The following is a 12,143-nucleotide window of genomic DNA, read 5'->3' as shown; positions in this document are numbered from 1 at the left end:
CCGCCGCGCAAAAACAAAACCCCAACTGCTTTCGCAATTGGGGTTTCGGAATTTAATCTTGACGATGACCTACTCTCACATGGGGAAACCCCACACTACCATCGGCGATGCATCGTTTCACTTCTGAGTTCGGGATGGGATCAGGTGGTTCCAACGCTCTATGGTCGTCAAGAAATTCGGTAGCCAGTCCGTTGCTTGTGCAACGTGCCAGCGAATGGGTATGTAATAGAGTTGGTGTTTTGTGAGCCTGCAAACTTTCGGTTTGTTTCGTCTTCACACACCGCAATCTGGCCTCTTTCGAGTTCGCAAATTGCTTGGGTGTTATATGGTCAAGCCTCACGGGCAATTAGTATTGGTTAGCTCAACGCCTCACAGCGCTTACACACCCAACCTATCAACGTCGTAGTCTTCGACGGCCCTTTAGGGGATTCAAGATCCCAGTGAGATCTCATCTTGAGGCAAGTTTCCCGCTTAGATGCTTTCAGCGGTTATCTTTTCCGAACATAGCTACCCGGCAATGCCACTGGCGTGACAACCGGAACACCAGAGGTTCGTCCACTCCGGTCCTCTCGTACTAGGAGCAGCCCCTCTCAAATCTCAAACGTCCACGGCAGATAGGGACCGAACTGTCTCACGACGTTCTAAACCCAGCTCGCGTACCACTTTAAATGGCGAACAGCCATACCCTTGGGACCGGCTTCAGCCCCAGGATGTGATGAGCCGACATCGAGGTGCCAAACACCGCCGTCGATATGAACTCTTGGGCGGTATCAGCCTGTTATCCCCGGAGTACCTTTTATCCGTTGAGCGATGGCCCTTCCATACAGAACCACCGGATCACTAAGACCTACTTTCGTACCTGCTCGACGTGTCTGTCTCGCAGTCAAGCGCGCTTTTGCCTTTATACTCTACGACCGATTTCCGACCGGTCTGAGCGCACCTTCGTACTCCTCCGTTACTCTTTAGGAGGAGACCGCCCCAGTCAAACTACCCACCATACACTGTCCTCGATCCGGATAACGGACCTGAGTTAGAACCTCAAAGTTGCCAGGGTGGTATTTCAAGGATGGCTCCACGCAGACTGGCGTCCACGCTTCAAAGCCTCCCACCTATCCTACACAAGCAAATTCAAAGTCCAGTGCAAAGCTATAGTAAAGGTTCACGGGGTCTTTCCGTCTAGCCGCGGATACACTGCATCTTCACAGCGATTTCAATTTCACTGAGTCTCGGGTGGAGACAGCGCCGCCATCGTTACGCCATTCGTGCAGGTCGGAACTTACCCGACAAGGAATTTCGCTACCTTAGGACCGTTATAGTTACGGCCGCCGTTTACCGGGGCTTCGATCAAGAGCTTCGCGTTAGCTAACCCCATCAATTAACCTTCCGGCACCGGGCAGGCGTCACACCCTATACGTCCACTTTCGTGTTTGCAGAGTGCTGTGTTTTTAATAAACAGTCGCAGCGGCCTGGTATCTTCGACCGGCATGAGCTTACGGAGCAAGTCCTTCACCCTCACCGGCGCACCTTCTCCCGAAGTTACGGTGCCATTTTGCCTAGTTCCTTCACCCGAGTTCTCTCAAGCGCCTTGGTATTCTCTACCCAACCACCTGTGTCGGTTTGGGGTACGGTTCCTAGTTATCTGAAGCTTAGAAGCTTTTCTTGGAAGCATGGCATCAACCACTTCGTCACCTAAAAGGTAACTCGTCATCAGCTCTCGGCCTTGAAACCCCGGATTTACCTAAGATTTCAGCCTACCACCTTAAACTTGGACAACCAACGCCAAGCTGGCCTAGCCTTCTCCGTCCCTCCATCGCAATAACTAGAAGTACAGGAATATTAACCTGTTTTCCATCGACTACGCTTTTCAGCCTCGCCTTAGGGACCGACTAACCCTGCGTCGATTAACGTTGCGCAGGAAACCTTGGTCTTTCGGCGTGGGTGTTTTTCACACCCATTGTCGTTACTCATGTCAGCATTCGCACTTCTGATACCTCCAGCAAGCTTCTCAACTCACCTTCACAGGCTTACAGAACGCTCCTCTACCGCATCACTTACGTGATACCCGTAGCTTCGGTGTATGGTTTGAGCCCCGTTACATCTTCCGCGCAGGCCGACTCGACTAGTGAGCTATTACGCTTTCTTTAAAGGGTGGCTGCTTCTAAGCCAACCTCCTAGCTGTCTAAGCCTTCCCACATCGTTTCCCACTTAACCATAACTTTGGGACCTTAGCTGACGGTCTGGGTTGTTTCCCTTTTCACGACGGACGTTAGCACCCGCCGTGTGTCTCCCATGCTCGGCACTTGTAGGTATTCGGAGTTTGCATCGGTTTGGTAAGTCGGGATGACCCCCTAGCCGAAACAGTGCTCTACCCCCTACAGTGATACATGAGGCGCTACCTAAATAGCTTTCGAGGAGAACCAGCTATCTCCGAGCTTGATTAGCCTTTCACTCCGATCCACAGGTCATCCGCTAACTTTTCAACGGTAGTCGGTTCGGTCCTCCAGTCAGTGTTACCTAACCTTCAACCTGCCCATGGATAGATCGCCCGGTTTCGGGTCTATTCCCAGCGACTAGACGCCCTATTAAGACTCGCTTTCGCTACGCCTCCCCTATTCGGTTAAGCTCGCCACTGAAAATAAGTCGCTGACCCATTATACAAAAGGTACGCAGTCACAGAACAAAGTCTGCTCCCACTGCTTGTACGCATACGGTTTCAGGATCTATTTCACTCCCCTCTCCGGGGTTCTTTTCGCCTTTCCCTCACGGTACTAGTTCACTATCGGTCAGTCAGTAGTATTTAGCCTTGGAGGATGGTCCCCCCATATTCAGACAAGGTTTCTCGTGCCCCGTCCTACTCGATTTCATGACTAAGAGATTTTCGCGTACAGGGCTATCACCCACTATGGCCGCACTTTCCAGAGCGTTCCGCTAATCTCAAAGCCACTTAAGGGCTAGTCCCCGTTCGCTCGCCACTACTAAGGGAATCTCGGTTGATTTCTTTTCCTCAGGGTACTTAGATGTTTCAGTTCCCCTGGTTCGCCTCTTGCACCTATGTATTCAGTACAAGATAACCATCTTATGATGGCTGGGTTCCCCCATTCAGAGATCTCCGGATCAAAGTCTGTTTGCCGACTCCCCGAAGCTTATCGCAGGCTACCACGTCTTTCATCGCCTCTGACTGCCAAGGCATCCACCGTATGCGCTTCTTCACTTGACCATATAACCCCAAGCAATCTGGTTATACTATGAAGACGACATTCGCCGAAAATTCGCAAAACTCTTAAGAGTTACTCACAAATTTTACCTTAGCCTGATCCGTTACCAGTGAAAGTAACGTTCAGTCTATCTTTCTATCACATACCCAAATTTTTAAAGAACGATCTAATCAAAAGACTAGAAATCAACATTCAATGTGAATGCTCATTTCTAAGCTTTCAGAAGCAGTTTATGGTGGAGCCAAGCGGGATCGAACCGCTGACCTCCTGCGTGCAAGGCAGGCGCTCTCCCAGCTGAGCTATGGCCCCATAACAAAATTGGTGGGTCTGGGCAGATTCGAACTGCCGACCTCACCCTTATCAGGGGTGCGCTCTAACCAACTGAGCTACAGACCCAATTTCGAGCTTGTAACTGTTAGCTTGGAGCTATCAGCTTGGAGCTTAAAGCTGCTTCTATCGTCTTCTTCAATGAATCAAGCAATTCGTGTGGGAGCTTATGAAGCAGCTGATGTCGTCGATTAAGGAGGTGATCCAGCCGCAGGTTCCCCTACGGCTACCTTGTTACGACTTCACCCCAGTCATGAATCACACCGTGGTAACCGTCCCCCCGAAGGTTAGACTAGCTACTTCTGGTGCAACCCACTCCCATGGTGTGACGGGCGGTGTGTACAAGGCCCGGGAACGTATTCACCGCGACATTCTGATTCGCGATTACTAGCGATTCCGACTTCACGCAGTCGAGTTGCAGACTGCGATCCGGACTACGATCGGTTTTATGGGATTAGCTCCACCTCGCGGCTTGGCAACCCTTTGTACCGACCATTGTAGCACGTGTGTAGCCCAGGCCGTAAGGGCCATGATGACTTGACGTCATCCCCACCTTCCTCCGGTTTGTCACCGGCAGTCTCCTTAGAGTGCCCACCATAACGTGCTGGTAACTAAGGACAAGGGTTGCGCTCGTTACGGGACTTAACCCAACATCTCACGACACGAGCTGACGACAGCCATGCAGCACCTGTCTCAATGTTCCCGAAGGCACCAATCCATCTCTGGAAAGTTCATTGGATGTCAAGGCCTGGTAAGGTTCTTCGCGTTGCTTCGAATTAAACCACATGCTCCACCGCTTGTGCGGGCCCCCGTCAATTCATTTGAGTTTTAACCTTGCGGCCGTACTCCCCAGGCGGTCAACTTAATGCGTTAGCTGCGCCACTAAGAGCTCAAGGCTCCCAACGGCTAGTTGACATCGTTTACGGCGTGGACTACCAGGGTATCTAATCCTGTTTGCTCCCCACGCTTTCGCACCTCAGTGTCAGTATCAGTCCAGGTGGTCGCCTTCGCCACTGGTGTTCCTTCCTATATCTACGCATTTCACCGCTACACAGGAAATTCCACCACCCTCTACCATACTCTAGCTTGCCAGTTTTGGATGCAGTTCCCAGGTTGAGCCCGGGGCTTTCACATCCAACTTAACAAACCACCTACGCGCGCTTTACGCCCAGTAATTCCGATTAACGCTTGCACCCTCTGTATTACCGCGGCTGCTGGCACAGAGTTAGCCGGTGCTTATTCTGTCGGTAACGTCAAAATACTCACGTATTAGGTAAGTACCCTTCCTCCCAACTTAAAGTGCTTTACAATCCGAAGACCTTCTTCACACACGCGGCATGGCTGGATCAGGCTTTCGCCCATTGTCCAATATTCCCCACTGCTGCCTCCCGTAGGAGTCTGGACCGTGTCTCAGTTCCAGTGTGACTGATCATCCTCTCAGACCAGTTACGGATCGTCGCCTTGGTGAGCCATTACCTCACCAACTAGCTAATCCGACCTAGGCTCATCTAATAGCGTGAGGTCCGAAGATCCCCCACTTTCTCCCGTAGGACGTATGCGGTATTAGCGCCCGTTTCCGGACGTTATCCCCCACTACTAGGCAGATTCCTAGGCATTACTCACCCGTCCGCCGCTCGCCACCAGGTACAAGTACCCGTGCTGCCGCTCGACTTGCATGTGTTAGGCCTGCCGCCAGCGTTCAATCTGAGCCATGATCAAACTCTTCAGTTCAAACATCTTTGGGTTTTGAGAAAACCCTAAACTTGGCTCAGCAATCGTTGGTTACATCTTTGATTTCTCGCGGAGTAACTTGTGATGCTGATAATCTTTTTGACTATCAGTCTGACTCCACAAGCACCCACACGAATTGCTTGATTCAGTTGTTAAAGAGCGGTTGGTTAAGATCTTTCGTCTCAACCGAGGCGCGCATTCTACAGCAGCCTCATTTACTGTCAAGCGATTTTTTAAGAAGCTTTTGAAGATTTCCTCAACAACTTCAACCACTTGCGCTTTCGATCTCTCGTTAGCGGGAGGCGAATTCTACAGCGTTACACGCTGCTGTCAACACCTCTTTTCAACCGCTTTCGACCGAGAGGATCGAATCGTTAACAAGGCGAAAAACACTGCCTTGCCAACTGCTTCTGGCTTCGATGAACTGAAGCGTAACCGCTGCCGAAAACCGCGTAACTCGTTGAATCTCAAGGAGTTTTCCGTTTCGACTGCGCCGGAAGTGGGGCGAATTATAGACCTGTAGAATCTGCCGTCAACATCTATTTTCATAAATCTGTCATATCGGTCGCAAAGCCCATAAAAGCAAAGGCCGGCCCATCAGGGCCGGCCTTTGTTGCCTCACTACTTACAAGCTAGGGAAGGCGAACTGCGACGCTTCATGGCTGGCACGTTGCGGCCAACGCTGAGTGATGGCCTTGCGGCGCGTGTAGAAACGCACGCCATCAGGACCATAAGCATGCAGGTCACCAAACAGCGAGCGCTTCCAACCACCGAAGCTGTGATAAGCCACCGGCACCGGCAGCGGTACGTTGACGCCCACCATGCCCACTTCGATCTCGTCGCAGAACAGACGCGCCGCCTCACCGTCACGAGTAAAGATGCAAGTGCCGTTGCCGTACTCGTGATCGTTGATCAGCTGCATGGCTTCTTCCAGGCTGTTGACCCGGACGATGCACAGCACCGGTCCAAAGATCTCTTCCTTATAGATGCGCATCTCTGGAGTGACACGGTCGAACAGGCAGCCACCGAGGAAGAAACCGTCTTCGTGACCGGCCACGCTCAGGCCACGACCGTCCACCACCAGTTGCGCGCCCGCGGCAACGCCGTCCTCTACATAGCCACTGACCTTGTCACGCGCCTGCGCGGTAACCAGCGGCCCCATGTCCAGACCACAGGAAGTGCCGGCACCAATCTTCAGCGCCTTGATCTGAGGCACCAGCTTGGCAACCAGGGCATCGGCCACTTGATCCCCTACACACACGGCCACCGAAATCGCCATGCAACGCTCACCGCAGGAACCATAGGCTGCGCCCATCAGAGCACTGACGGCGTTATCCAGATCGGCATCGGGCATCAGTACCGCGTGGTTCTTCGCCCCGCCCAGTGCCTGGACGCGCTTGCCGCGCTTGGTGCCTTCGGCGTAGATGTATTCGGCAATCGGCGTCGACCCTACAAAACTCAGCGCCTTGACTTCCGGCGCCTCGATCAGCGCATCCACCGCCGCCTTGTCACCATGCACCACGTTCAGCACGCCCTTGGGCAGACCGGCTTCATGCAGCAGCTCGGCGATCAACAGGGTGGAGCTTGGATCGCGCTCGGACGGTTTGAGGATGAAACAGTTACCGCAAACGATCGCCAGCGGGTACATCCACAGCGGAACCATGGCCGGGAAGTTGAACGGCGTGATGCCGGCCACCACGCCCAGTGGCTGGAAATCGGACCAGGCATCGATGTTCGGCCCCACGTTACGGCTGTACTCGCCTTTAAGGACTTCCGGCGCGGCACAGGCATATTCGACGTTCTCGATACCGCGTTTCAATTCACCCGCCGCATCCTCCAGCGTCTTGCCATGTTCCTCACTGATCAGCTGGGCAATGCGTGCCTCGTTCTGCTCCAGCAGTTGCTTGAAGCGGAACATCACCTGGGCACGCTTGGCCGGTGGCGTATTGCGCCAGGCCGGGAATGCGGATTTGGCCGAGTCGATGGCTTGCTGGATGGTTTCACGACTGGCCAACGGCACTTTATGAATCGCCTTGCCGGTGGACGGGTTGAACACGTCACTGCTACGGCCGTTGTCGCTGACCAGTTCGCCGTGGATCAGGTGTTGAATCAGACTCATGCGGGGACTCCTGAAAGGGGGGAAGGCGCAGGCACGAAACGCTTCATGCCTGCTTCTATATAAGAAGGATCGAATCAGTCGAGCTTGTTCAGCACTTCGCCAACCGCGTCGAACAGACGATCGAGGTCTTGCGGCTTGCTATTGAAGGTTGGGCCGAACTGCAGGGTGTCGCCGCCGAAGCGCACATAGAAACCGGCTTTCCACAGGGCCATGCCGGCCTCGAACGGACGCACGATCGCATCGCCGTCACGGGCCGCGATCTGGATCGCACCGGCCAGGCCGAAGTTACGGATATCGATGACGTTCTTCGCGCCCTTGATGCCGTGCAGCGCATTCTCGAAATGCGGAGCGACTTCAGCCACGCTCTGCACCAGGTTTTCCTTCTGCAAAAGATCCAGTGCCGCCAGGCCCGCCGCACAGGCCACCGGGTGCGCCGAGTAGGTGTAGCCGTGAGGGAATTCCACTGCGTACTCGGGAGTCGCCTGGTTCATGAAGGTCTGATAGATCTCGGAGCTGGCAATCACCGCGCCCATGGGAATGGCGCCGTTGGTGACTTGCTTGGCCACGCACATCAGGTCCGGGGTCACGCCGAAGCTGTCGGCACCGAACATCGAACCGGTGCGGCCAAAGCCGGTGATCACTTCGTCGAACACCAGCAGGATATTGTGCTGGTCGCAGATTTCCCGCAGACGCTTGAGGTAGCCCTGCGGAGGCACCAGTACCCCAGCGGAACCGGCCATAGGCTCGACGAAGACCGCTGCAATGTTGGAAGCGTCGTGCAACTCGATCAGTTTCAGCAGCTCATCGGCCAGGGCAATGCCGCCCTGCTCTGGCATACCCCGGGAAAACGCGTTACTGGCCAACAGGGTGTGCGGTAGATGGTCGACATCCATCATCGCCTGACCGAACAACTTACGGTTGCCGTTGACGCCGCCCAGGCTGGTGCCGGCGATGTTCACCCCGTGGTAGCCACGGGCACGGCCAATCATCTTGGTCTTGGTCGACTGGCCTTTCAGGCGCCAGTAGGCGCGCACCATCTTCACTGCGGTATCGGCGCACTCGGAGCCGGAATCGGTGAAGAACACATGGTTCAGGTTGCCCGGGGTCAGGTCAGTGATCTTCTCCGCCAGCTGGAACGACAGCGGATGGCCGAACTGGAAGCCTGGCGAATAATCCAGGGTGCCCAGTTGCTTGGATACCGCTTCCTGAATCTCCTTGCGCGAGTGACCGGCGCCGCAGGTCCACAGACCGGACAGCGAGTCATAGACCTTGCGTCCCTTGTCATCCACCAGCCAGCTGCCTTCGGCGCCGACGATCAGCCGCGGGTCACGCTGGAAGTTGCGGTTGGCGGTGTAGGGCATCCAGTGAGCATCAAGCTTGAGCTGACTGGCCAGGGACTGAGGAGCGGTTTCCGGCATGTTCATGAGCAAAACCTCGCAAGGCAATGAAGCGGCATAGGAACAAAAGCGTTGTTGCGACTAAGTTGCCACGGCTATAAAGTCGGTGAAATCCAACTTTAATAACCTTCAGTCCGACTTCTACTAAACAATGAGCAACCGTCGAACCGATCCGCTGGCGCAAGTCAGCGACTTTGATATCCGCCTGCTGCGGATCTTTCGCAGCGTGGTGGAGTGCGGCGGCTTCTCGGCCGCAGAAACCGTACTTGGCATCGGCCGCTCGGCCATCAGCCAGCAGATGAGCGACCTTGAGCAACGCGTCGGCCTGCGCCTGTGCCAACGCGGACGCGCCGGCTTTTCCCTGACCGAAGAAGGCCGCGAGGTCTATCAATCGACCCTGCAACTGCTCAGCGCCCTGGAAAGCTTTCGCACCGAGGTCAACGGCCTGCACCACCATCTGCGGGGCGAGTTGATCATCGGCCTCACCGACAACCTGGTGACCCTGCCCCACATGCGCATCACCCACGCCCTGGCGCAACTGAAGGAACGCGGGCCGGATGTGCAGATCCAGATCCGCATGATCGCCCCCAGCGAAGTCGAGCAAGGGGTCCTCGACGGCCGCCTGCACGTCGGCGTCGTGCCCCAGGCCAGCGCCCTGTCCGGGCTGGAGTACCAGCCGCTGTATGACGAACGCTCATTGCTGTACTGCGCGGTGGGCCACCCACTGTTCTATGTCGACGACAGGCAACTGGACGATCGGCGTCTCAACGACCAGGACGCCATTGCCCCGACCTTCCGCCTGCCGGCGGAGATCCAGGCCCATTACCAGGCGCTGAACTGCACCGCCAGTGCATCCGATCGCGAAGGCATGGCCTTCCTGATCCTCACCGGACGCTACATCGGCTACCTGCCCGACCACTACGCCGCTCTCTGGGTCCAGCAAGGCCGCTTGCGCGCCCTCAAGCCCAAGTCGCGCTTCTATGACCTGAGCCTGTCTTCGGTCACACGCAAGGGACGACGCCCCCACTTGGTGCTGGAGAGCTTTCTGGAGAGCCTGGCGGCAACCCGCTGAGTATCCGCCAGCCCCCGGCAAAGCCGCGCAGTCAAAGGCCCGGGGCGATATTTCCGACAATAAACTGATCACTTGGACAGCTTTTTGCACAGGCCTGGGCATCCAGAATCCTCAGCCCGAGTTGCATGCCATGTCGTCCGCCCCTTCCCGCCCCACTGAACTGATCTACGGCCTCAACGATCGCCCGCGCGCCCTCGCCGCGCTGCTGGCCGCCCTGCAGCATGTACTGGCCAGCTTTGTCGGCATCATTACCCCGCCACTGGTCATAGGCTCGGCCCTGGGCCTGTCGACCCACCTGCCCTACCTGATCAGCATGGCGCTGATGGTGTCCGGGGTTGGCACCTTTATCCAGGCACGCCGCCCGTGGGGCATCGGCGCCGGAATGATCTGCCTGCAAGGCACCAGTTTCGCCTTCCTGGGTGCAGTGCTGGCGGCGGGTTTCCTGGTCAAGCACAGAGGCGGCAGCCCGGAAGACATCCTGGCGATGATCTTTGGTGTGTGCTTCTTCGGCGCCCTGGTACAGATCGTCCTCAGCCGCTTTATCGGGCAACTGCGCAGGGTCATCACCCCGCTGGTCACCGGCATCGTCATCACCCTGATCGGCATCAGCCTGATCAAGGTCGGCATCACCGATCTGGGAGGCGGCTTCAATGCCCCGGACTTCGGCGCACCGGGCAATCTCGGCCTGGGCCTGCTGGTGCTGCTGACCATCATTGTGCTCAACCGCAGCGAGACCCCGTGGATTCGCCTCAGCGCCATCATCATCGGCCTGGCCCTGGGCAGCCTGGCGGCCTGGTTCAGCGGCAAGCTGGTGCCCCAGCCCCTGCCCGACCTGCCGTTGATCAGCCTGCCGCAACCCTTCAAGTACGGTTTCAGTTTCGACTGGAGCGCCTTTGTCCCCGTCGCCCTGATCTACCTGATCAGCACCCTGGAAACCGTCGGCGACCTCACCGCCAACTGCATGCTGGCGCGCCAGCCCATCAGCGGCCCTTCCTATATAAGCCGGCTCAAGGGCGGGGTCCTGGGGGACGGCGTCAGTTGCCTGATCGCCGCCACCTTCAGTGCCTTTCCCAACACCACCTTCGCCCAGAACAACGGGGTGATTCAGTTGACCGGCGTGGCCAGCCGCTTCGTCGGTCTGTACATCGGCCTGATCCTGTTCTGCCTGGGTCTGTTCCCGCTGATCGGCGCGTTGCTGCAACAGATCCCCAAGCCGGTACTCGGTGGCGCCACCCTGGTGATGTTCGGCAGCGTCGCCGCCGCCGGGGTACGCATTCTCGCCCAGGCGCCCCTGGACCGGCGCAGCATGCTGATCATCGCCACCTCCTTCGGCGTCGGCCTGGGCATCGCCGCACAACCAAACCTGCTGCACCTGCTGCCTCAGGTAGTGCAGACCCTGTTCGACTCGGCGATCACCAGCGGCGGCCTCACCGCACTGCTCATGTGCCTGCTGCTGCCGGAGGGCAAAAGCCTGCCGAACGACATAAATCCGGCGCCGGAAAAACCCGGTCTGAACGCCCGCTGAAGCTTTTGTCGCACCAAGGCTTGTCTGATCCACGTGGGTGCGCTATCAACGCACAGGTTGCACCCACAGACTTGCTCGGAAACCTCCATGACCTTTGAAGTCCCCGCCCACAGCGCTCCTCACCCAGGCAAACCCGCCAGCCGCATTCGGCAGAAGAATGAAGAGGCCATCATCCAGGCCGCCGAGGACGAGTTCGCCCGTCACGGCTTCAAAGGCACCAGCATGAACACCATTGCGCAGAACGCCGGGCTGCCCAAGGCCAACCTGCACTACTACTTCACCAACAAGCTGGGGCTGTACATCGCGGTGCTGAGCAACATCCTCGAACTCTGGGACAGCACCTTCAACACCCTCACCGCCGAGGACGACCCGGCCGAGGCCCTGACCCGCTACATTCGCGCCAAGATGGAGTTTTCCCGTCGCCAGCCCCAGGCCTCGCGGATCTTCGCCATGGAAATCATCAGCGGCGGCGAATGCCTCAGCGAGTACTTCAGCCAGGACTACCGCGCCTGGTTCCAGGGCCGCGCCGCGGTGTTCCAGGCCTGGATCGACGCCGGCAAGATGGACCCGGTCGATCCGGTGCACCTGATCTTCCTGCTCTGGGGCAGCACCCAGCACTACGCCGACTTCGCCACCCAGATCTGCCGCGTCACCGGCCGCAGCCGCCTGACCAAGCAGGACTTCGAAGCGGCCGGCAACAACCTGATCCGCATCATTCTCAAAGGCTGTGGCCTGACTCCCGCCCAGAAAGACTGAC

5 protein-coding genes, 2 tRNA genes and 3 rRNA genes are annotated in these 12,143 nt (G+C 56.8%); 3 read left to right on the top strand and 7 right to left on the bottom strand.

The features are described 5' to 3' along the window. Positions 1–56 precede the first annotated feature (56 nt). The 7 genes from rrf to aptA form a co-directional block, all read right to left on the bottom strand. Positions 57–172: ribosomal RNA gene (rrf, locus tag BLV47_RS27085) — 5S ribosomal RNA — on the bottom strand. Positions 173–325: 153 nt separating this feature from the next. Beyond that, positions 326–3,217 (bottom strand): 23S ribosomal RNA (locus BLV47_RS27080). A gap of 231 nt (positions 3,218–3,448) precedes the next feature. Next, positions 3,449–3,524 (bottom strand) — tRNA-Ala (locus BLV47_RS27075). Between the two features lie 10 nt (positions 3,525–3,534). Further along, positions 3,535–3,611 (bottom strand) — tRNA-Ile (locus BLV47_RS27070). Between the two features lie 123 nt (positions 3,612–3,734). After that, a 16S ribosomal RNA gene (locus tag BLV47_RS27065) occupies positions 3,735–5,273 on the bottom strand. Together the 16S, 23S and 5S rRNA genes with 2 tRNA genes alongside form the textbook arrangement of a ribosomal RNA operon. A gap of 625 nt (positions 5,274–5,898) precedes the next feature. Beyond that, positions 5,899–7,392, bottom strand: coding sequence for a CoA-acylating methylmalonate-semialdehyde dehydrogenase (locus BLV47_RS27055; RefSeq protein WP_092319350.1), 1,494 nt, complete (start codon positions 7,390–7,392; stop codon positions 5,899–5,901). Positions 7,393–7,466: 74 nt separating this feature from the next. Next, entirely contained in the window at positions 7,467–8,816 is a 1,350-nt protein-coding gene (gene aptA / locus BLV47_RS27050) for an omega-aminotransferase AptA (protein ID WP_060837398.1), read from the bottom strand. Positions 8,817–8,940: 124 nt separating this feature from the next. Between aptA and BLV47_RS27045 the strand changes: the two genes are divergently transcribed. The 3 genes from BLV47_RS27045 (at position 8,941) to BLV47_RS27035 (ending at position 12,142) form a co-directional block, all read left to right on the top strand. Continuing rightward, positions 8,941–9,861 carry a LysR family transcriptional regulator gene (locus BLV47_RS27045; RefSeq protein ID WP_092319348.1) on the top strand — a complete coding sequence of 307 codons (921 nt, stop codon included), beginning with the start codon at positions 8,941–8,943 and terminating at the stop codon, positions 9,859–9,861. Between the two features lie 130 nt (positions 9,862–9,991). Next, a complete protein-coding gene (locus tag BLV47_RS27040; RefSeq protein ID WP_092319346.1) occupies positions 9,992–11,386 on the top strand; it encodes a nucleobase:cation symporter-2 family protein in 1,395 nt (464 codons plus the stop codon). A gap of 87 nt (positions 11,387–11,473) precedes the next feature. Next, a complete protein-coding gene (locus BLV47_RS27035) occupies positions 11,474–12,142 on the top strand; it encodes a TetR/AcrR family transcriptional regulator (RefSeq protein WP_092319344.1) in 669 nt (222 codons plus the stop codon). The last annotated feature ends 1 nt before the right edge of the window (position 12,143 follow it).

Origin of the sequence: Pseudomonas saponiphila (assembly GCF_900105185.1) — a bacterium.
Lineage (GTDB): Bacteria > Pseudomonadota > Gammaproteobacteria > Pseudomonadales > Pseudomonadaceae > Aquipseudomonas > Aquipseudomonas saponiphila.
This window is presented reverse-complemented; position numbering and strand designations above follow the sequence as displayed.